Here is a 20,684-nt window from a genome sequence, read left to right on the forward strand (position 1 = left end):
CTTGTCCTCCAATCTCGCGCGGCACTTCCTCCTTCGGGACGATGTCGTCTTTCTCAATCACGGCTCGTTCGGCGCCTGCCCGCGTCCGGTGTTCGAGACCTACCAGGGGTGGCAGCTCGAGCTCGAGCGTCAGCCGGTGGCCTTCCTCGGCCGCGAATTGACGGAGCGGATGCGTGTCCCCCGCGTCGCGCTGTCGGCCTTTCTCGGTACGACCTCGGAGAACATCGTCGGCCTCGTCAATGCCACCGAGGGTCTCAATATCGTGGCCCAGTCGCTCGACCTCAAGGAAGGCGACGAGATCCTGACGACGGACCACGAATACTCGGCGTTGGAGAAGACCTGGGCCTATGTGGCCCGGCGCACCGGGGCGAAGATCGTCACGGTCAAGGTGCCGATGCCCTTCGTCTCCGAGGCGGCGTTCACCGACACGCTGCTCGCGGCGATGACCGATCGAACCAAGGTGCTGTTCCTCAGCCACATCACTTCGCCAACCGCACTGGTGTTCCCGATCGAACGGCCGATCGCCGAGGCGCGCAAGCGTGGCATCTGGACCGTAATCGACGGCGCTCACACCCCCGGCCACATCCCGCTGAACCTCGACGCGACGGGCGTCGATTTCTATTCGGGCAACTGCCACAAATGGCTGATGACGCCGAAGGGCTCGGCCTTCCTCTACGTCCGGCCGGAACTGCAGGGCATGATCAACCCGCTGGTGATCAGCCACGGCTGGACCGCGGACTCAAAGCAACCCGACGCCAAGGGCGCCTTTGGCAACTCGCCGTTCATCGACGAGCTTGAAATGCAGGGCACCCGCGACCCGGCAGCCTGGCTGACTGTCCCGGCCGCTATCGAGTTCCGTAAGGACCACGACTGGACCAGCGTCGCTGCCGATTGCCGGGTGCTGGCGCAGGACACCGCCCGCCGGCTACAGGCGCTGACCGGCCTTGCGCCGCTCAGCACGCCGGAATTCTGCGCGCCGCAGATGGTGGCAATGCCGATCCCGGACACCGATACGGTGGAACTCGCCAAGCAGTTGATGGCGCGCTACTCGATAGAAATCCCGGTTTTCAAGTGGCAGGACCACTCGATCGTCCGGGTTTCGGTGCAGGGATACAACTCGAAAGCGCAGATGGACATTCTGATCGAGGCACTGACAGACCTGCTGGATTTGCAGGGGAAGCCGGAGCTGGCGCGTCAGCATGGCTGACAAATCCGCCGAACTGTGATGGTGGTGCCGGCGCGGCCATTTGGGCCGGGAGGAACAGGCGTGGCACAGGACGGAGCACTGAGCTACCTCGAACCGCTGGAGACGCGGACCCGCGGCGTTGCCGTGCTGGATGCGCTTGCCGACATGATCGAGCGCGCCGGGCTGAAGATCGGCGACCGCCTGCCGCCGGAAATTTCGCTCGCCACGACACTCGGGGTTGGACGCTCCACTATTCGCGAGGCCCTGAACCGCTGGGAGGGCCTCGGCATCATTCGCCGCCGACGTGGTGACGGCACTTATCTCGCCGCGAAGGTGCAGACCTCCCGCGGCCTGGTGCCGACGATGATCCGGCTCGAAGGCGAGGCTCTGATCCGCCTGATCGAGGTTCGCCGTGCTCTGGAAAACGACGTCGTCCGCAAGGCGACGATCAATGCGACCGACGCGCAGCGCGCCGAGATCTCACGGCTATGCGACGTGCTGCTCGTCGAAGTTGCCGCCCGCCGAAACTGGCACAAGGCCGACGCGGCGTTCCACGGCGCCATCTACGAAGCGTCGGGCAACCCAATGTTCGGCGAGATCCTGCACAAGCTCGACGACGCCCTCGAGCGCTCGAATGAATCGCCGTTTGGGCGTGACGACTTCGGCCTCGCCTCGTTCCCGCCGCACCGCGACCTCGCCGATGCGATCGTTGCCGGTGACCCCGATGCGGCGGCGGCGGCCATCCACGTGGTGCTCGATTTTGTCGCTGGCGAGATCCGCGACATCATCACCATCGGCCTGCCCATCGAGGCCGCCAAGAACTAGGTCTCAGGTAGGCCGGCTGGGCGGGCGCGGATAGGTGATCCGCGGCGGCAGGCGATGGTGCACTAGCGCCACGCCGATCAGGCATGCCGCACCCGCTGTCACCACCAGGAACAGCATCTCGATCGGCATGTGCGTCGAGAAGGCCACCAGCGGCACTGCGCCGGCCGGCGGATGCGTCACTCGCAACAGCAGCATCGCCGCGATCACCAGACCGACGGCAATCGTTGCCACCCACCACGCCGCCGGCGCCAAGGTCAGCATGGCGACACTGATCGCAGCCGCCACCAGGTAGCCGCCGAAGATGTTGGCGGGCTGGGCCAATGGGCTCTCGGCCTGCCCGAACAGCAGCACCGCCGTCGCACCAAACGGCGCCAGCAGCATTGGCAGCCCGGTCCAGGCGGCCAGCCCGCCAACCAGCGTCATCGCCACCACGGCGCCGGTGCCCGACTTCAGATGCGACAACGTCTGGCCGCGCGGCTCGTGCCGGTGGATGAAATCAAGAAGGCGGCTCAAGGGAGATACTCAGGCAGGAAAACGGTGCACGTTTGAAGCGCAGTTTGCTGCCTATTTCAAGAGCATACAGCTTAAACTTCAGGCGGTCCGACGAATGTCTATCTTCAGTTGTGCTGATGACGCGACGCTCACCCCTGCCGCTTGGCACGCTGCACGGCGGCGTCGAACTCATGGAGGAAGTTCGAGCGGTCCCTGGCGGTGAAGCCGGCATTGTAGCCCTTGCTCTCACCAGTCTCGCGCAGGTGCTGGTTCAGTTCGCGCATCGCCAGCGCCATGCCGATCGAGTGCTCGGTGAACGGCTTGCCGGTCGGTCCGAGGACGATCGCGCCCTTCTTCAGCGCCCGGCTCGCCAGCGGAATGTCAGATGTCACCACGAGATCGTTGGTGCCCGCATGCTCGACGATCCAGTCATCGGCCGCGTCAGCACCCTGCGGCACCATCACGTTGCGGATCATCGGATCGCGCGACGGCCGCAGCCCGAAATTGGCGACGAACGTCGTCACCATGCCGTGCCGCTCAGCTACGCGCAGCACCTCGTCCTTTACAGGACAGGCGTCGGCATCCACAAAGATCTGCGGCAAGGCCAAACTTGATCACTCCGCTGCACAATCGCGCCGCAATGACGGCGCACCCATACCACGACAATAGCAATGACACCGGATTCGCCGATGCGCCTTTTGCCGCTCTCCCTGCTCCTCGTCCTGCCGCTGCTCGCCGCCTGCGACAGCAATACGCCCAAGGCGCCTGGCGCCGACGCGCCGGCAGCGGTTACCCCCGCGAAGGCTCCGGCCACCGGCAAGACGCCGGCAACTGCCGCTGCCACCGCCAAGCTGCCGCCTGGCGCTCGTCCGCTGATCGGCAGTTGGGCCGCGGATGCCTCCGGTTGCGCCGATACCGCAGCGCTCACAGTGGTTTCCGCCACCAGCTACGCCGTGGGTGGCAAGAGCTGCGATATCGCGCTCGCCGACAACAAGGACGGCACGTTCAGCGCCACCTGCGGCAAGCAGGACCTGAAGCTGACGCCGATTTTCGGGCCAACCGGCGAAGGTATCCGGGTGGCCGCCGGCGACAAATCGAGCACCGTGTTCCGCTGTTCGAAATAGCCTACATGCCCTGAACGAAGCCGAGAATGTTGCCCTCGGAGTCCTTGGCCCAGGCGTTCTTCACCGGGCCGAAGGTTGCGATGCCATTCTCGGTTTTGAGGTCCGGCAGGTCGTAGTCGAGGAACGACACGCCCTTTCCGCGCATCGCCTGCATGTCGCCGGTGAGGTCGGTGGTGTCGAACGAGAGCAGCGTGTGCTCTGCCGTGCCGGCGTAGTCCGACTTGTAGAGGTAGGCGTTGACGCCGTGCAGCGCGAAGTTGGCGCCATACTCGTCCTGCTTGTCAGGTTTCAGCCCGAGCTTGTCGGCATACCAGGCGACGGCACGCTGCACGTCCTTGGCTGGCAGCATGGCGGTAGCGTTGCGGTTGGCAAACATCAGGTATTCCTCCGTTTTGGAAATCGTGGCTCAACGCGGTAGCGGCGCCAGAGTTTCCCTCCGTCCCGCGGCCGCCCAGTTTGCCTCGAACTTTATCGGCCCACTGGACGCCACCGCTCGATTGCTCTCAGATGCCCTTGGGATCAGGTAGGTGGGAGCTTATCGTGACAACAGCAAGCGGCATCCTCTTGGACTACACGCAGACCTACCGTCAGGTGGTAGCCGTCCCGACAACAGTTGCCGCAAGCGACGCGATCTTCTTTTTCGAGCCGCACGGCCATTTCCCGATCACCGATCTCGGCGAGTTCACGCTGGACGCTTCGCTGCAGGTGAGCATTGAGGGCTACGACCTCGGCACGCTCTACAACTTCAACCCGGCCGATGACCTGTTCGACGATCCCAATGCCGATAGCGACGTCCCGGGTCGGCACGTCGCGGTCATTCCACAGGATGTCTGGGCCGCCATCATCGCCGATGGAGTGGTCGAGATCGACTACCGGCTCGGCCTCGATTCCGACCGCTCCGGCCCCGCCGACTACATGCTGGCCGAGTTCGTATGGAACCCGGGCAGCATCAGCCATCACGGCACGGCGGCAAACGACATCGTCAACGGCAGCAACGCGCCGGGCAAGCTTTGGGGCGATGCCGGGAACGACTACGTCGTCGGCGGTTACTGGGACGACAAGGCCTGGGGCGGCGACGGCGACGACAAGATCTACGGCGGGTCAGGAGACGACAAACTCTGGGGTGGCGCCGGCGACGACAGCGTACTCTACGGCGAATCCGGCGACGACCGCATCTGGGGCGAAGCTGGCAATGACGTGCTCTACGGCGGCAATGGGCACGACAAGCTCTGGGGCGGCGACGGCAACGACACGCTCGATGGCGGTGTCCACGACGATCAGCTGTGGGGCGGCGCTGGTGCGGATAGTTTTGTGTTCGCGGCCTCCGCGGGCCACGACAAGATCTACGATTTCGAGCAGGGCGTCGATCGCATCGACCTCACCCAGTTGGCCGATCTCGATTTCTCCAACCTCGCCATCCGCGAAGCCAATGGCTCCACCGTCATCAGTGTCGACGACATCAGCATCACACTCAGCGGCTTCACCGGCGTCACCGTGGACGATTTCCGCTTCGCATGACCCCATTCGAGCGCATCACCACGGAGGTTCGGGCCCAGATTCCGCTGGTCCGCGCCATGGAGGCCGCGCTCGGCAAGGAACGGGCGCACGCGCTGGTCCGCGAGGCCCTCGACAAGGCCAACCGCGCCATCGTCGCGCAGCGCGGCTCCCTGCTCGATATCCCGACGCTGTCCGCCGAGTTCGCCGGCTTCGGCGAGGGCGTGCGCTACGAGTTCGAAACCCTGGAGCAGACCGACACCCTGCTGCGCAACCAGGTCAACCACTGCGACTATGCCGAGTTCATGGAGCAGATCGGCGCCCGCGACCTCGGCGAGCTCTTGATCTGCAACGGCGATTTCGCCATGGCCGATGAGCTGGGGCTGAAGCTCGAGCGAACGAAGACCTGCATGAACGGCGATGGCATGTGCAACTTCTGCTACCACGTCAAAACGCAGCAACCCGCAGCCTAGCTACCCCACTTCTCGCGCCACGTCGGCACTGGATCACCAGGCGCCGGCGCGGCGAGGTAGATCGCCCGGGCCATCGCGCGACTGAGGCAAACGGCTGCCGCATGGCCCAGTTGCAACACGTTCAGCACCGGCGTGGTCACCGGACGCGCACCGGTCGAAACCGAGAAGATCAGGTCGCCATCCACCTGCGTGTGCGCCGGGCTCGCCCCACGGGCAATGCCGTCCTGTGCCGCCACCGCGAGGCGCTTCAGCTGCGCCTTGGTAAGATCAGCATCGGTGGCGACGATGGCGATGGTGGTGTTAGAGATCGGCGTCACCCAGTCACGCTTGGAGCGCGCCGTCTGCTCGAACGGCATCGACGCCGTCAGCGGCCCAAGGCCACCGAACTCGCCGTCCGCCTCGTACGGCGCGGCCCAGAAATGCCTGCTGTCGCCCATTGTGACGCTGCCCGTGGGGTTCGCCACCACCAATGCACCGACGGTGAAGCCACCCGGGATCACCAGCGAGGCCGAGCCGAGCCCACCTTTGAGGTTAGCCGTCAGGGCCCCAACACCCGCGCCGGCAGTGCCAAGCGCGAAGTCCTCTCCGGAGTTGCGCAGCGCCGCCAGACCCAGGGCCCGGTACGGGTTCTCGTCCCAGTCCTTGTCGCCATTGTTGAGCAGGTCGAAGATGATGGCGCCCGGGACGATCGGGATCGTCGCCCGCTCCACCTTGAAGCCGCGGCCCATTTTCCTGAGCCCGTCACTTACCCCCGAAGCCGCATCGAGCCCGAAGGCCGAGCCACCCGACAACACCAGCGCATCGATCTCCTCGACCAGCTTGTCCGGCGCCAGGAGCTCCGTCTCACGCGACCCGGGCGAGCCGCCCATTACATCGACCGAAGCGCGGAACGGCTTGTCCGCCACAAGCACGGTAGTGCCGGTCTTGATCTTGTGGTCTTCGGAATTGCCGACGCGCAGGCCAGCGACGTCGGTGATCAGGTTGCGCGGTCCGGGTTTCATCCGGGCTCCTTCGTCTCAGGCGGCCGCTCCCAGCCGCTCGTTCACCAGCGCCAGCGCCCGGTTAACCGGCACTCCGTCCGGGTCCCAGGTGCGGCGCATCTCCAGCATCTGCTGGGCAATCGCCCAATTGCCGAGTTTCAGATGCGCATCGAGCAGCAGTTGTCCGAAAAGGTCGCGCTGGGCGTGGCTGCCGCCGATCTCAGTCATCCGCGGATTCGCCACCGAAAGCCACTTGGCGGCTGCGGCATGGTCGCCGCGGGCGTGGGCGAGGACGCCGCGCGCCGCTGGCAGCGCCACTTCCTGCCAGACCACGCGATCGAACGCAGCGGAGGTGGCCGCCTTCTCCTCCACCGCCCGCATCAACTCATCGGCCTCGGCACGCTCGGCCCGTGCCAGCCCGTAGAGGTATTGCAGCGTCAGGAACGGCTGGATGGTGTCCCGCCCCCTGCCCTTCATGTGATCAGCCACATCCTCCCAGCGGCCACCGACATCCATGCCAGCGACTTCCATCCGCGCCAGCAGCGACACCGCCCCGACCTGGTCCTGCGAGTAGTCCGGCTCGATGCCCCAGATGTGGTTGTCATAGGCGTCGAACACCGCGGCGTTGTCGCCTTGGCTGATGTGGAACAGCGCCTTGTGCCACCAATTGTGGGTGTACATGAACGAGTTGAGGTCGACCCAGGTCTTCTGCGCCTCGGCGAGGAACTGCACGCCCTCCTCGACCCGCCCGGTGCCCAGCATCACATGCGCCAGGGCATGCTGCGCCCACGGCTCCTTGGTCTTCAGCTTCAGCGCCAGGCGCGCCTCGCGCTCGGCAGTCTCGAGGTCGTGCAACTGCTCGTAGCCGAAGGCCAGCATGCCGTGTATGTGCGGGTTCTCGGCATTCGCCGCCTCGGCCACCCGGGCGATGCGCAGCATGTTCGCCGCGTCGCCACGGTTGAAGCTGAAATACTGATGCAGCTTCACCGAGGCGAGGTCGCGCGGATAGCGCGCCACGATCTCGTCGCCGATCGCCTGCACGCCGGGGATGTCGTCGCTGATCCAGCGCTCAAGCTGTGTGACCAGCATCCGCTCGCGCTCGTTTGCCCCTTCTGCCGACGCCTGCGCCCGCGCAAGATACTTCGACGCCACTCTCTTGGCGCCCTCGGCCTCGAGGAACATCCAGGTGAACCCGGCATAAGTGTTGCCCAGCACGGCATCTGGCTCACCATCTGCGGCGGCGATGATGTTGCCGGCCTTCTTCTCGTAGCCGAGGAAGCCGGTCACGAAATCGTCGATCCCCTGGAGCGTCGCGCTACTCGAGCGGCTCACTTCATTTCCGAGGGCATCCTGTGCCATGTTCGTACTAACCATTTGTCCAACCGGTCAAATATAAACCTCGCGCCGAGCCTGTCCACGCCGGTCGCTAGCAAAAACAGTCGAGATTGCCACGTGCCGCAGTTCCAGAACGGCCCCGCCTCGGTGCACTACGAAATCCTCAGCGAGGGCAAGCCGCTGCTGCTGATCGCCGGCACCGCCAGCGACGGCGCCAGTTGGGGTCCGCTGCTGCCGCTGTTGCCCGCCCGGCAGCTGATCCTCATCGACAATCGCGGCTCCGGCCAGACTCGCGTCGAAGGACCGATCGAAATCGCGGAGATGGTTGCCGATTGCGCGGCGCTGCTCGATCACCTCGGTCTTGATCGGGTCGACGTGGTCGGTCACTCGCTCGGCGGCTTCCTCGGCCTCGCCCTCGCGGCGCTTCATCCAACACGGGTGAGCCGCCTCGTAACGCTGGGCGCCGGCACCATCAGCCCCAAGGCCCGCGTGCTGTTCCACGATCTGTCTCGGCTCTACTTCACCGAGCCGCCAGCCGACTGGTTCCGTCTGCTCTACCAATGGCTGTTCTCGACGCCGTTCTTCGCCGACGAGACGAATGTCGCAGCGGCAGCGGCGGCCTCCACTGCTTACGCCCACCGGCAGTCACCCGGCGACTTCGCGCGGCAGGTGGTGGCGCTCGATCGTGGCATGATCGTCGACCTCTCGACCATCGCCTGCGATGTGCTGGCTCTCTCCGGCGATCTGGACCTGCTGGCCCCGTTCGGCGCCGTCGAGGAACTGCACGGCAAGGTGCCACGCTTCACCCACGAGCCCATCGCCAACGCCGCCCATTCGCTGCACTGGGAGGCGCCGGCATCCGTTGCCCGCGAGATCAACGCGTTCCTGCGCTAGATCACGCGCCCACCATCCACCTCGAGCGCCACGCCGGTGATCATCGAGGCCTCGTCCGAGCAGAGGAAGCAGGCGGCATTGCCCATGTCCTCGGGCGTCGAGAACCGCCCCAACGGAATGGTGGCGAGGAACTTGGCCCGGATTTCCGGCGTGTCCTCTCCCATAAAGGTCTTCAGCAGCGGCGTCTCGCCGGCCACCGGGTTGATAGCGTTCACCCGCACGCCGAACGGCGCCAACTCCACCGCCATCGACTTGGTCGCGGTCACCATCCAGCCCTTCGATGCATTGTACCAGCTGAGCCGGGGCCGCGGGCTCACTGCGGCGGTGGACGCGACATTAAGGATGGCCCCGGTCTTCCGCGCCTTGAAGTGCGGCACGAGGTGGCGCGCCGTCAGGTAGACCGACTTCATGTTCACATTGAACACCCGGTCGAAATCGGCCTCGGAAATCTCGTCCAGCGCTGCCGGCAGGTGCGATATGCCGGCATTGTTGACGAGGATATCGACCTTGCCGAAGGCCATCAGCGCCGCAGCTGCAAGCTGATTGACGCTCGCATCCTTGCTGACGTCGACATGGCCCGCCTTCTGGCCGAGCTCTCGCGCCAGTGCCTCCGCGCCCTCGAGATTGATGTCGGCGATCAGCACCCGCGCACCCTCGGCGGCGAACTTCCGCACGATGCCGGCGCCGAACCCCGATGCGCCGCCCGTAACGATGGCGACCTTGCCCTCTAGTCTCATAAAATCACCCGTGCCATGCGGCTACCGTCTTCAACACCGAGAAGCCGTACAGCGCCTCGAAACCCTTTTCCCGGCCATGACCGGATTTGCCGACGCCGCCGAACGGCAGCTCGACGCCACCGCCCGCGCCGTAGTTGTTCAGGAACACCTGCCCGGTCTTGATGGCCTTGGCCATCCGCATCTGCCGCCCGCCGTCGGCAGTCCAGATACCTGCCACCAGCCCGAAATCCGTGCTATTGGCGATCGCTACCGCCTCGGCTTCGTCCTCGAACGGGATCACCACCTGCACCGGCCCAAAGATCTCGTCCTGCGCCAGCCGGTTGTCCGGCGAAACGCGCGAGAGCAGCGTCGGCGCCTGGTAGTGCCCGCCGCGCGGCGCATCGCCGACAATGCTGCCCTGCCCGGCGATCTCAGCACCGCCAAGGTCGCCGAGGAATCCGCCGACGATCTCCTTCTGCCGCTCCGACACCAACGGCCCGAGATCGAGATCGGCCACGGCCGGCCCGACCTTCAGCGCCCGGTAGCGCTCTGCCATGCGGCCCAGCACCTCGTCGTGCACCTCACGCTGAACGAGGATGCGCGAGCTGGCCGAACAGGTCTGCCCGGCATTCTGGATGCCGGCATTGATCAGGAACGGCAGCGCCCGGTCGAGATCGGCATCGGCGAACACCAGCTGCGGCGATTTCCCGCCCAGCTCCAGCGTCACCGGCACGACATTTTCCGCTGCTGCATGCTGGATGAGCTTACCCACCCCCACCGACCCGGTGAACGAAATGTGGTTCACTCCGGAGTGCGCCGTCAGCGCCGCGCCGGCCTCTTCGCCCAGGCCCGGCACCACGTTCAGCGCCCCGGCCGGCAGCCCCGCCTCCTCGGCGATCTTGGCGAAGGCGATCGCCGTGAGACACGCCTCCTCCGCCGGCTTCAGCACCGCGGCATTGCCCATCGCCAGCGCGCCGGTCACCGAGCGGCCGATGATCTGCATTGGGTAGTTCCAAGGGATGATGTGCGCCGTAACGCCATGCGGCTCGCGCAGCGTGTAGACGGTGTAGCCGTCGAGATATGGAATGGTCTCGCCGTGGATCTTGTCGCAGGCGCCGCCATAGAACTCGAGGTAGCGTGCCAGCGCTACGGCATCAGCCCGCGCCTGCTTCAGTGGCTTGCCGACATCCATGGCCTCGATGCGCGCGAGATCGTCGACCCGCTCCAGCACCGCCCGGCCGATCTTGCTGAGGATACGCCCTCGCTCCGCCGCTGGCGTCCGGCCCCAATCGCCCGCCAGCGCAGCCTTCGCAGCCCCGACCGCCGCATCGACATCAGCGGCCTTGCCGCGCGCGATCTGACCGATGGTCTCGCCCGTCGACGGGTTCTCTATCGGCAGGTAGTCGCCGCCCTGTGGCGCGACCCAGCGGCCGCCGATGAAGCATTTGGTCGGATCGAAGAACAGGTTCAGCTCGGTCATATCAAACTCGACTATCTGCCCGTGGCCGGGCGCTGCTGCCGTGGCTATGCGCCCGCAGCCTCACGCGAGGCAAGAGCCGCCTCGAGGTTCGGCGTCGCGGCCAGCAATTCCTGGGTGTAGGGATGCTTGGGCGCCCGGAACACCTCTTCCGTCGCGCCTTCTTCGACGATCTTGCCCGCGCGCATCACCAGCACCCGGTCGGTGATCGAGCGCACCACGGCAAGATCATGCGAAATGAACAGGTAGCTCAGCTGCAGCCGGTCGGAGAGATCGGCCAGCAGATCAAGGACTTGAGCTCGTACCGAGACGTCCAGCGCAGACACGGCTTCGTCGAGGATGATCAGGCTCGGCTCGATGATCAGCGCGCGTGCGATGGCGATGCGCTGCCGCTGCCCGCCGGAGAACTCGTGCACATACTTCTCGCCGTCGGCAGCCGACAGCCCGACCTCAGTCAGGGCCCGCGCGATCCGCTTGTCACGCTCCGCCCCAGTCGGCGCGGCCGAACCCAGCAGGTGGAACGGCTCGCTCACCAGCCGGTCGACGCGATGGCGTGGATTGAAGCTGCCATAGGGGTCCTGGAACACCACCTGCAGGTGCCGGCGGGTGGCGAAACTTGCACCCCGCTTCGGATCGATCGGCTCACCCGCGATGGCGATGCGCCCGCCTTGCGTCGGCTCCAGCGCCATGATGGCGCGGGCCAGCGTGGACTTGCCGCAGCCGCTCTCGCCCACCAGCCCGACATTCTCGCCCTTCTCGATGCGGAGGCTGACGCCATCGACGGCACGCAGCACCTTGCGCTTCTCGAACAATCCACGCCGCGGCAACGGGTAGTCGCGCACCACATCGTCGACCGCCAGCACGGGCATACCGCCAACGACGACCGGCGGTATGCGCGGCGGCACGTGCGAGGAGGCCTCGAACAGCGCCTTCGAGTAGGGATGCGTGAGGTTGCGGAACAGCTGGACGGTCGACCCCGCCTCCACCACCTCGCCCTGCCGCATGATCGACACCTTGTCGGCGAGGCCGGCGATAACACCAAGGTCATGGGTGATGAACATCAACCCCATGCCGTCCTCGTCGACTAGCTTCTGCAGCAGCTTCAGGATTTGCGCCTGCGTCGTCACGTCCAGCGCCGTGGTCGGCTCATCGGCGATCAGCAGCTTCGGCCGCATCGCGATGGCCATGGCGATCACCACGCGCTGGCGCTGCCCTCCGCTCAATTCATGCGGATAGCGATCGAGCGGGAAACGTGCCGTCGGCAATTCCACCCGCTCCAGCGTCTGCCGCGCCACTTCCAGCGCCTCGCGCCGCCCGAGCCCACCGTGCACCATGGCGGTTTCGGCCACCTGGTCGCCGATGGTCTTGACCGGGTTCAGCGCCGTCATCGGCTCCTGGAACACCATGCCCACGGTGCCGCCGCGGATCTTCCGCATCTCGGCATCGGGCAGCCCGAGCACTTCCCGACCCTCCAGCTTCACCGAGCCGGCGGTCTTCGCGCCCGTGGGCAGCAGTTGCATAACGCTCAGCGCTGTCATCGACTTGCCCGAGCCGCTCTCGCCGATCACCCCGAGGATCTCGCCGGCATCCACTGACAAGTCGATATCCCGGAGGATCTCGAACTTCCCGATCGACAACGACAGGTCTTTGACTTCGAGCAGCGGCATCAGCGGTGCCGCCTCAAGCGCGGGTCGAAGATATCGCGCAGGCCGTCACCGAGCAGGTTCACGCCCAGCACCATCAGCACGATGGTCAGCCCCGGAACCAGCGCCACGTGCGGGGCCAGCGAGATCATGGTCTGGCTGTCCGCCAGCATCTTGCCCCAGCTCGGCGTCGGCGGCTGCACGCCGAGGCCGACATAGGCGAGCGCGGCTTCCGCGAGGATGCCGAGCGCGAACTGGATCGTCGCCTGCACCACCAGCGTATTGAAGATGTTGGGCAGGATGTGCTCGAACGAAATCCGCGCCGCTCCCTTTCCCGACACCCGCGCCGCCATGATGAACTCGCGCTGCCACAGGCTCAGCGCTCCAGCCCGCGCCAGCCGCGCGAACACCGGCATGTTGTACAGGCCCACTGCGATGATGGCGTTGATCGCCCCGGGGCCGAACACTGCGGTAATCAGGATGGCGATCAGCAACGCCGGGAAGGCGAACACCAGGTCATTGGCGCGCATCAGCACGTCGTCGAGCAGCGTGCCACGCTTGGCCGCCGCCCACAGCCCGATCGGCACGCCGATAACCATGGCCACCGTCACCGCGATGAACGCCACGGCGATCGATGTGCGCGCCCCGACCATGATCATCGAGAAGATGTCGCGGCCGAAATGGTCGGTGCCGAACCAGTGCTCGGCCGAAGGCGGCTTCAGCTTGTTGGGGATGTTCTGGAGCAGATAGTCGTAGGGGGTCCAGACGAACGAGATCAGCGCCGCCAGCGCGAAGACCAGCGTGATCGCCGCCCCGATGAGGAAGTTCGGCGAGCGCAGCGCTGCCTTCATCAAGCTATCGCGCGCGGCAGGGGCGGCAATGGCGCTCATCGCGTCGCCCTCCTCAGCCGCGGGTCGACCAGCGCATAGGTCACGTCGACGAGGAAGGTGACGAGGATCACCGCGAAGACCAGCAGCATCACTACCGATTTCACCACGATCAGGTCGCGCGAGGTGATGCCCTGGAACACCAGCCGCCCGAGGCCGGGCAGGAAGAAGACGTTCTCGATGATGATGGCGCCGGCAAGCAGGAACGAGAACTGCAGCCCGATGATCGTCAGCACCGGGATCAGCGCATTGCGCAGCGCATGCCGCCACAGCGTCTGCCCCTGGCTCAGCCCCTTGGCCCGTGCGGAGCGGATATAGTCCTCGCCCAGCGTATCGAGCAGCGACGAGCGCATCACCCGCGCGAGGATCGAGGCCTGCGGCAGCGCCAGCGCGATGGCCGGCAGCGTCAGGGCCTTCAGGGCCATCAGCGGATCCTGCCAGCCCGGGAACCCACCAGCCGAGAACCAGCGCAAGGTGATCGAAAACAGCAGCACCAGCAGCATGGCGAACCAGAAGTTCGGCACTGCGAGGCCCACCTGCGTTGCCCCCATGATGCCGACATCGGCCGCCGAGTTGCGCCTGACCGCGGCGAGGATGCCGACCGGAAAGGCGATCAGCGTCGACAGTGCCAGCGCGTAGATGGCAAGCGGCAGCGAGATCCAGATGCGGTCGGCGATCAGCCCGGATACCGGCACCTTGTAGGTGTAACTGATGCCGAAATCGCCATGCAGCAGCCCGAAGATCCAGGTGAAGTAGCGCTCCAGCAGCGGCCCTTCGAGACCGAGCGAGGTGCGCAGCGCCTCCGCCGCTTCAGGCGTGGCGTTCAGCCCGAGCATGAACTGCGCGGGATCGCCCGGCACCACCTCGAGCACGAGGAAGATCACGATGCTGGCCGCGATGAGGCTCAGCACGAGGGAAACGACGCGGCCGAGGATGAACGAGGGCATCAGCGAATGCCCCCGGTCACTTTCTGGCTGCAGGTCTTGTCCCACACACCCGCGTCATCCCCGCGAAAGCGGGAATCCTTCTCGCCACCGACGCGGGCGGAGAAATGGATCCCCGCTTTCGCGGGGATGACGCCGAGTGTTTGGGGAGCTGAAGTGGTCAAACGCCAATCGGAGTTGGGAGGCGAGCATTGCCCGCCTCCCAAAACACTCACTCTTCCCAGGACACGCCGGTGAGGTCGGTCGCCTGGGTCGGCGCGTTCTCCCACATGCCCTTGAGCTTGGCGTTCTCTACGCCGACCTTGGCGAGCTCGAACAGGAAACCGGCGGCGTAGTTGTCCGCGAGGTTCTGCTGGGCCGCCTTGGTCAGTTCCGAGCGCTTGGCCGGGTCGGCGGTCACTGCCAAGTCGGCGATGATCTTATTGAAGTCGGCGTTCTTGTAGTTGAAGTAGTAGCCGTCGCGGGCAAAAATGCCGATGTCGTTCGGCTCGGTGTGCGAGACGATCGTCAGGTCGTAGTTCTTGTCGGTGAACACCTCGCTCAGCCACTGCGCCCATTCCAGGTTGGTCGTCTCGGTCTTGATGCCGACGGCCGCCAGTTGCTGGGCGATGATCTCGCCACCACGGCGGGCATAGCCCTCGACGGGCGGCAGCTTCAGCGACAGCGTCAGGTCGGTGACGCCGGCCTCGGCGAGCAGCGTCTTCGACTTCTCGGGGTCGTAGTTCGACTGCGCCGTAAGGTCGACATAGTCCTTGTTGGATGGCGGGAAGAACGTGCCGATCGGCTGGCCGTAGCCGAACATGGCGCCATCGATGATGGCCTTGCGGTCGATGGCGTGGGCGATGGCCTCGCGCACCTTTACGTTGTCCAGCGGCGGCTTGGCGTTGTTCATGGCGAGGACGGTCTCGCCCTCGGTCGAGCCCACCACGACGCGGAAGCGCGGGTCGTTCTGGAACTGCACCACGGTCTCGGGTGCCGGGAAGTTCGGGAAGGTGTCGATGTCGCCGGCCTGCAGCGCTGCGAATGCAGCCGTCGGGTCGCCGATGAACTTGAAGGTCGCGCCTTCCAGCTTCACGGGCGTGCCCCAGTAGCTCTGGTTCTTCTCAAGGGTGATCGAGTCGCCCTCGACGCGGTCCTTGAACACGAACGGGCCGGTGCCGATCGGATTGGTCTTGTTGGCGTCGGCGCTTTCCGGCGCCACGATCACGGCATCGCCCCAGGCGAGGTTGTAGATCAGGTTGCCGTCGGGCTGCTTCAGCGTCACCTTGACGGTCGCCGGGTCGACGACTTCCACCGAGGCGATGGACGCGTAGAGCGCCTTCTGGGCGTTCAGCGAGCCTTCGGCATTGATGCGATCGAGCGAGAACTTCACGTCGTCTGCGTTGAAGTCGGTGCCGTCGTGGAACGTGGCACCCTCGACGAGGTGGAACGTATAGGTCAGCCCATCCTCGGAAATATCCCAGGACTTGGCCAGCGCCGGGATCACGCTGCCATCGGAAGTGATGCGGGTGAGGCCCTCGAAGACGTTGGCATAGACGACTTCATCGACGGCCGCCGCAGCTTCCGCAGTCGGGTCAAGGCTCGGCGGCTCGAGCACAAGGCCGACCTTCACATCGGTCCGCGCCTGCGCGAATGCCGGCGTCATCGCGGTGGTCATTGCCAGGGCGCCGGCAAGAGCCAGCACGACCAGTGATTTGCGCATGATTATCCCTTCTGAATGCAGCCGCTTACCCCCGCGGCCTTGAGGCGATCCTAGGATGCTTCCGGCTTAAGGTGAACCGATCCCTTGGTGTGAATTGCGCGTAGCGCATGGCTCGCGGGAAATGGCTTTCCACGCATCTTTCACGCCGCGCGATCCGGCCCGAGCAAGTCGAGCAGCGTCAACGCCATCACCTTGGCCGAATCCAGCATGTCATCGACGCCCACCCACTCGTCCGGCTGATGCGCCAGGTCGAGGATGCCGGGCCCGTAGGCGATGCAGTTCTTCAGCCGCCCGATGCGGTCGATGTGTTTCTGATCATAGGTTCCCGGCGAGACCACGTATTCCGGCGAAACCCCCATCACCTCGCCGATGGCCTTCGCCACCGAACGCACCACCGGTGCATCCTTCTCCGTCATGGTCGGCGAAATCGTCCAGAGGTCGCGTATCTCGTAGCTGAAACCCTGTCGCTCGGCCTTCAGCTTCTCCAGCAGGTCCACCACCTCCTGCCGCACCGCCGCCGGGCTCTCCTCGATGAGATATCGCCGATCGATGACGATCCTCGCCGAGTGCGCCACCACTGGTGCCGGAAAACCCGTGAAGCCGCTTTCCGGCTCCGCCTGGCCGCCGTGGATCGAGTTGATATTCATCGTCGATTGCCGCGCTCCGGGCGGCACCACCGGCATCGCCGTGTGCTTGAGGCTCAGTGCCGGATAGAGCACATCCTCGAACTGGCGCAGCACCTCGGCCATGTGGCGGATGGCGCTATCGCCGAGGAACGGCATGGACCCATGGGCGATCCGCCCGAAAGTCTCGATCTCCGCCCACCAGACCCCGCGGTGCCCGAGGCAGATGCGATCCTTGTTCAGCGGCTCGGGGATGATGACGTGCTGCACCCGATCGGGTGAGAAATAACCCTTCTCGGCGAGGTAGGCGACGCCGCCGTAGCCGCCGGTCTCCTCGTCCGCGGTGCCGGAGATTTCGATAGCCCCGCGATAGTCCGGAACCACATCGGCAAACGCTTCCGCGGCGATGATCGAGGCGGCCAGCCCGCCCTTCATGTCGCAGGTGCCGCGGCCGTAGATGCGCCCATCCTTCAGCTCGCCGCCAAACGGGTCGAAGGTCCAGTCTCGGCCGACCTCGACCACATCGTGGTGCGAGTTGAAGTGCACCGTCTCACCCGGCAGCGCGCCCTCGCGGCGCGCCACGACGTTCCACCGCGGGTACTTGTCGCTGTCACCTGGCATTCCATCAGCGCGAATCAATTCAACGGCATAGCCGTGTTTGCTCAAGCGGCGCGCGAGGTAGTCGCAGATTTCGCGATAATTGTTGCCCGGCGGATTGACCGTAGGGATGCGGATCAGGTCCTGCGTCAGGGCGATCAACTCGTCGCGCCGGGCGTCGATCTCGGCGGCGAGGCGGCGCTTCACGTCAGGCGCGAGGGAAGATGCAATCGTCATGGCGCGGCAGACTGTTGCCCGCCGCGCGTGCTGTCAATGCGGCAGCAGTGGCCCGTTAGTGCGGCTCGTCGCCGATGGCGAGGATGTTGCCTTCGGAATCCTTGAACCAGGCACCGTGATACGGCCCCATGGTCGCCATGCCGTGATCGGTCTTCAGCCCCGGCATGTCGTATTCCTCGAACTTCACGCCGCGGTCGCGCAGCATCTTCATGTCGGCCGCAAGGTCGGTGGATGAAAAGCCCATCACGGTGTTCTTGGCTGTGCCAGCGAACTGCGACTCGTAGAGCTGGAAGCCGGTGCCGTCGGCCAGGCGATAGACGATGCCGATAGGCATCTCCTCGGCCGGTTCCAGGCCGAGTTTGTCCTTGTACCAGCTCTTGGCTCTTTGCAGGTTCGAGGCTGCGATGGTCGGGTAGGCGTGGTGATCGGAAAGAAGCATGATCTCCTCCATTGCAGAGGCCCCCAGTGGAGCTTACGCCTCCCTTCACACCGAGAACAACCCACCGGAATCGCCATGCCCTTCGCCACCCGAACGCCCGGCTCCGCCGACATTCTCTACGTCATGGCGCTGGACAACGAGTACGGCCCGCATCTGCGCTCGCGCATCACGCCGCTGATGACGGGCGTGGGCCCGGTGGAGGCCGCGATCGTCGTCACCCACGCGCTGGCAAAGCTGGATGGTGAGGGGAAGCTCCCGGCGCTGGTGGTTTCGCTGGGCTCGGCGGGTTCGGCCAAGCTCGAGCAGACCGGCGTCTACCAGGCGACCTCGGTCGAGTACCGCGACATGGACGCTTCGCCGCTCGGGTTCGAGCCGGGCGTGACACCCCTGCTCGACCAGCCGGCTGTCATCCCGCTTGGGCCGTTCGTCCCGGGTATCGCCAAGGCGACGCTCTCGACCGGCGCCAACGTCGTGTCCGGCGCGGCGTACCAGCGGGTGAAGGCGGACATGGTCGATATGGAGACTTACGCCGTGCTGCGCGCCTGCCAGCGGTTCAGGGTGCCGCTCATTGCGCTGCGCGGCGTTTCCGATGGTGACGAGGAGCTGGGCCATCTCGACGACTGGAAGCGGTACCTCCACATCGTCGACGAGAAGCTGGCCCATGCCGTCGACCTGCTCGAGGCAGCGATCGCCAACGGCACGCTGGAATAGCTACTTCTTCTTCCGGCTGCGTTGCCAGTTGGTCCACTTGCGCTGCACCCAGAAGCTCAGCCGGTTGAGCGGCCCCTGCAGGAACGGCAGATCGAGCGCCAGGAGGAACAGGCCCAGCGGCAGCATCCAGACACCGAGCAGCGGCAGGAAGCTGAACACGCCGCCCAGAATCAGCAGGATGCCCAGCGGAATGCGCACGATGCGCGACGATGGCTTGCGGATCCACGCGAGGAACCCGGTCGAAGCGGGGACCGCCCTGCCGATCCTGTCGAACTGCCGGTGCAGCCGCGCGCCTTCCTTGCCTGTCATCGAAGTCCCCTTTTTCCCAGTTGCTGCAACGCATTTGGGTACTGCCGACCGGTCGTCAAACCTACCCGGTCGGCTTTTTGGGCCGCGATCACCCTTGAAATCGTCGTGCCGCCCACCGCAACGCACGAAATGCTTATTTCGACAGGATCGAAAATCCGGGCTAGACTGGCACTCTGAGGCGCAGTGGCGGTTTCCGCCGGCGTACTACACGCCAAGCGGCGGCCGTTCCTGGCTCCCATTTTGAGGAGGATGGAGATGGCCGGTTTTCACGTGCTCACCAATGCTGAGCGGCTCGAAGTTCCCGAGATCCGCACGCTCGGCTTCAACGACCTTACTGGAGCGTTGGCAGAAGGCTGGCGTGATTTCTGGCAGAAGCCGTCCCACCTGGCTTTTCTGGGGCTGATCTATCCGCTGATGGGCGCTGTGCTCGCCGTCTGGACGTCCGGCAACAATTCCTGGCCGCTGCTGTTCCCGCTGATCTCGGGTTTTGCACTGGTCGGCCCGTTTCTCGCGCTGCCCATCTACGAGATGAGCCGGCGGCAGGAACAAGGCCTCGATACGCATTGGCGCGCCGCGTTCGACGTGTTTCGCACCCCGGCCTTCGCCTCCATCGCAGCGCTCGGCGTGATGATGCTGATCGTCTTCACCGTGTGGCTGATGACGGCCCAGTTCATCTACGAGTCGTTCTTCGGGCCGGGCTCGCCGCCGACGCTGATGGCGTTCTTCAACGAGGTCTTCACCACCCCGCAGGGCCAGTCGCTGATGATCTGGGGCAATCTCATCGGCTTCGTCTTCGCCGCCGTGGTGCTTTCCACCATGGTGGTGTCGATCCCGCTGCTGCTCGACCGCGACCTCGGCACAGCCATTGCCGTGCAGACCTCCATCCGCGTCACTCTTCGCAACCCGGTGCAGATCGCCGCATGGGGCCTGATCGTCGCCGCGCTGCTGGTCATCGGCTCGATTCCGCTGTTGGTCGGCCTCAGCATCGTCGTGCCGGTGCTCGGCCACGCCACCTGGCACCTCTATCGCCGGGCGGTCGTTCCAGCCGGCGCCCGTTAACTTTTCGTTAATGGAATAGGGTCAATTTTATCGGGCTTAAGTAGAGGGCAGGACGTTTCCACCGGCCGGTGGACCTGCCCTCGACCAGTTTCAGGAACCCCGAAACCCGCAGCCGCGTTAGCCCTCAGACCCATTGAGGAGCACTTGGCTATGGCCCATTCGCGCGGTTTCGACCTGTCCCATTTCTCCAATGACGCCCAAGACCGCTTCGGCCGGCAGTTCTCGAGCCTGGCGCGCGATGCCGGACACCTTTCCGAGGCCCTGCGCCGCTACAGCGCCGACGCCCGGCATGAAGTCGGCCACCTGGCGCATGATGTCGCCGATGAGGCATTGCACCAGGGTGCCATCGCGGCGCGAGTACTGGGCAAACAGGCATGGAAGGCGGGCAAGGCCGTGCGCCGTGATCCTGCGCCAACCATGGCGGCGCTCGTTGGCGTCGCCTGCCTCGTCAGCCTGGTGATGGCATCGGGCAATCGCCGCCGGCACTGACATCCTCAACGCACTCTTAACTCCGGAGTGTGCATTCTAGGGAGCACG

General features: G+C 65.3%; 23 protein-coding genes. 9 read left to right on the plus strand and 14 right to left on the minus strand.

The genetic code is table 11. The features are described from left to right. Position 1: 1 nt before the first annotated feature. Entirely contained in the window at positions 2-1,207 is a 1,206-nt protein-coding gene (locus tag AC1DYL_RS04140; protein ID WP_477172157.1) for an aminotransferase class V-fold PLP-dependent enzyme, read from the plus strand. Positions 1,208-1,267: 60 nt separating this feature from the next. Continuing rightward, on the plus strand, positions 1,268-2,011 hold the full coding sequence (locus AC1DYL_RS04145; protein ID WP_477149217.1) for a FadR/GntR family transcriptional regulator: 744 nt from the start codon (positions 1,268-1,270) through the stop codon (positions 2,009-2,011). Positions 2,012-2,014: 3 nt separating this feature from the next. Here AC1DYL_RS04145 and AC1DYL_RS04150 read toward each other — a convergent pair whose 3' ends face one another. Both AC1DYL_RS04150 and AC1DYL_RS04155 read right to left on the minus strand, forming a co-directional pair. Then, complete coding sequence (locus AC1DYL_RS04150; RefSeq protein ID WP_477149216.1) at positions 2,015-2,524, minus strand: HPP family protein; 510 nt, start codon at positions 2,522-2,524, stop codon at positions 2,015-2,017. A 128-nt stretch (positions 2,525-2,652) separates the two neighbouring features. Next, complete coding sequence (locus AC1DYL_RS04155; RefSeq protein ID WP_477172158.1) at positions 2,653-3,111, minus strand: YaiI/YqxD family protein; 459 nt, start codon at positions 3,109-3,111, stop codon at positions 2,653-2,655. An 81-nt stretch (positions 3,112-3,192) separates the two neighbouring features. Between AC1DYL_RS04155 and AC1DYL_RS04160 the strand changes: the two genes are divergently transcribed. Beyond that, positions 3,193-3,627, plus strand: coding sequence for a hypothetical protein (locus tag AC1DYL_RS04160; protein ID WP_477149214.1), 435 nt, complete (start codon positions 3,193-3,195; stop codon positions 3,625-3,627). Between the two features lies 1 nt (position 3,628). Here the strand turns inward: AC1DYL_RS04160 and AC1DYL_RS04165 are convergent, their stop codons facing one another. After that, on the minus strand, positions 3,629-4,003 hold the full coding sequence (locus AC1DYL_RS04165; RefSeq protein WP_477149213.1) for a VOC family protein: 375 nt from the start codon (positions 4,001-4,003) through the stop codon (positions 3,629-3,631). Positions 4,004-4,167: 164 nt separating this feature from the next. On the opposite strand from AC1DYL_RS04165, the gene AC1DYL_RS04170 reads away from it, so the two are divergent. After that, complete coding sequence (locus AC1DYL_RS04170) at positions 4,168-5,145, plus strand: calcium-binding protein (protein ID WP_477172159.1); 978 nt, start codon at positions 4,168-4,170, stop codon at positions 5,143-5,145. After that, complete coding sequence (locus AC1DYL_RS04175; protein ID WP_477149211.1) at positions 5,142-5,594, plus strand: L-2-amino-thiazoline-4-carboxylic acid hydrolase; 453 nt, start codon at positions 5,142-5,144, stop codon at positions 5,592-5,594. Before AC1DYL_RS04170 ends, AC1DYL_RS04175 begins: the two co-directional genes overlap by 4 nt. Here AC1DYL_RS04175 and AC1DYL_RS04180 read toward each other — a convergent pair. Together AC1DYL_RS04180 and AC1DYL_RS04185 are read right to left on the minus strand one after the other, a co-directional pair. Next, entirely contained in the window at positions 5,591-6,595 is a 1,005-nt protein-coding gene (locus tag AC1DYL_RS04180) for a P1 family peptidase (RefSeq protein ID WP_477172160.1), read from the minus strand. The genes AC1DYL_RS04175 and AC1DYL_RS04180 overlap by 4 nt on opposite strands. A gap of 15 nt (positions 6,596-6,610) precedes the next feature. After that, complete coding sequence (locus AC1DYL_RS04185; protein ID WP_477172161.1) at positions 6,611-7,906, minus strand: tetratricopeptide repeat protein; 1,296 nt, start codon at positions 7,904-7,906, stop codon at positions 6,611-6,613. Between the two features lie 120 nt (positions 7,907-8,026). Between AC1DYL_RS04185 and AC1DYL_RS04190 the strand changes: the two genes are divergently transcribed. After that, positions 8,027-8,803: an alpha/beta fold hydrolase gene (locus AC1DYL_RS04190; protein ID WP_477172162.1), complete on the plus strand. Its 777-nt coding sequence runs from the start codon at positions 8,027-8,029 to the stop codon at positions 8,801-8,803. Here the strand turns inward: AC1DYL_RS04190 and AC1DYL_RS04195 are convergent. The 8 genes from AC1DYL_RS04195 to AC1DYL_RS04230 form a co-directional block, all read right to left on the minus strand. Continuing rightward, positions 8,800-9,540, minus strand: coding sequence for an SDR family oxidoreductase (locus AC1DYL_RS04195; RefSeq protein WP_477172163.1), 741 nt, complete (start codon positions 9,538-9,540; stop codon positions 8,800-8,802). The two genes, AC1DYL_RS04190 and AC1DYL_RS04195, sit on opposite strands and share 4 nt — an antisense overlap. A gap of 4 nt (positions 9,541-9,544) precedes the next feature. Next, positions 9,545-10,999 carry an aldehyde dehydrogenase family protein gene (locus tag AC1DYL_RS04200; protein WP_477172164.1) on the minus strand — a complete coding sequence of 485 codons (1,455 nt, stop codon included), beginning with the start codon at positions 10,997-10,999 and terminating at the stop codon, positions 9,545-9,547. Positions 11,000-11,043: 44 nt separating this feature from the next. Then, positions 11,044-12,663, minus strand: a complete 1,620-nt coding sequence (locus AC1DYL_RS04205; protein WP_477172165.1) for an ABC transporter ATP-binding protein — start codon at positions 12,661-12,663, stop codon at positions 11,044-11,046. Beyond that, positions 12,663-13,490, minus strand: coding sequence for an ABC transporter permease (locus tag AC1DYL_RS04210; RefSeq protein WP_477172417.1), 828 nt, complete (start codon positions 13,488-13,490; stop codon positions 12,663-12,665). The genes AC1DYL_RS04205 and AC1DYL_RS04210 overlap by 1 nt, the downstream gene beginning before the upstream one ends. Positions 13,491-13,525: 35 nt before the next feature. Continuing rightward, a complete protein-coding gene (locus AC1DYL_RS04215; RefSeq protein ID WP_477172166.1) occupies positions 13,526-14,473 on the minus strand; it encodes an ABC transporter permease in 948 nt (315 codons plus the stop codon). 208 nt (positions 14,474-14,681) lie between these two features. Further along, positions 14,682-16,172: an ABC transporter substrate-binding protein gene (locus tag AC1DYL_RS04220; RefSeq protein ID WP_477172167.1), complete on the minus strand. Its 1,491-nt coding sequence runs from the start codon at positions 16,170-16,172 to the stop codon at positions 14,682-14,684. Positions 16,173-16,312: 140 nt separating this feature from the next. Further along, the gene (locus AC1DYL_RS04225) at positions 16,313-17,629 is read right to left on the minus strand and encodes an acetylornithine deacetylase/succinyl-diaminopimelate desuccinylase family protein (protein WP_477172168.1); all 1,317 of its coding nucleotides are present in this window, start codon (positions 17,627-17,629) and stop codon (positions 16,313-16,315) included. A gap of 55 nt (positions 17,630-17,684) precedes the next feature. Next, the gene (locus AC1DYL_RS04230; protein WP_477149200.1) at positions 17,685-18,068 is read right to left on the minus strand and encodes a VOC family protein; all 384 of its coding nucleotides are present in this window, start codon (positions 18,066-18,068) and stop codon (positions 17,685-17,687) included. Between the two features lie 75 nt (positions 18,069-18,143). On the opposite strand from AC1DYL_RS04230, the gene AC1DYL_RS04235 reads away from it, so the two are divergent. After that, positions 18,144-18,779 (plus strand): 5'-methylthioadenosine/S-adenosylhomocysteine nucleosidase, encoded by a 636-nt coding sequence (locus tag AC1DYL_RS04235; protein WP_477172169.1) that lies wholly within the window; start codon positions 18,144-18,146, stop codon positions 18,777-18,779. Here the strand turns inward: AC1DYL_RS04235 and AC1DYL_RS04240 are convergent, their stop codons facing one another. After that, positions 18,780-19,088: a hypothetical protein gene (locus tag AC1DYL_RS04240; protein ID WP_477149198.1), complete on the minus strand. Its 309-nt coding sequence runs from the start codon at positions 19,086-19,088 to the stop codon at positions 18,780-18,782. A 255-nt stretch (positions 19,089-19,343) separates the two neighbouring features. Here AC1DYL_RS04240 and AC1DYL_RS04245 point away from each other — a divergent pair, with 255 nt between their 5' ends. Both AC1DYL_RS04245 and AC1DYL_RS04250 read left to right on the plus strand, forming a co-directional pair. Continuing rightward, positions 19,344-20,147 (plus strand): DUF2189 domain-containing protein, encoded by an 804-nt coding sequence (locus tag AC1DYL_RS04245; protein ID WP_477172170.1) that lies wholly within the window; start codon positions 19,344-19,346, stop codon positions 20,145-20,147. 150 nt (positions 20,148-20,297) lie between these two features. Beyond that, positions 20,298-20,636 (plus strand): hypothetical protein, encoded by a 339-nt coding sequence (locus AC1DYL_RS04250; RefSeq protein WP_477149196.1) that lies wholly within the window; start codon positions 20,298-20,300, stop codon positions 20,634-20,636. The last annotated feature ends 48 nt before the right edge of the window (positions 20,637-20,684 follow it).

The organism is Devosia sp. P1_H9, assembly GCF_056405135.1.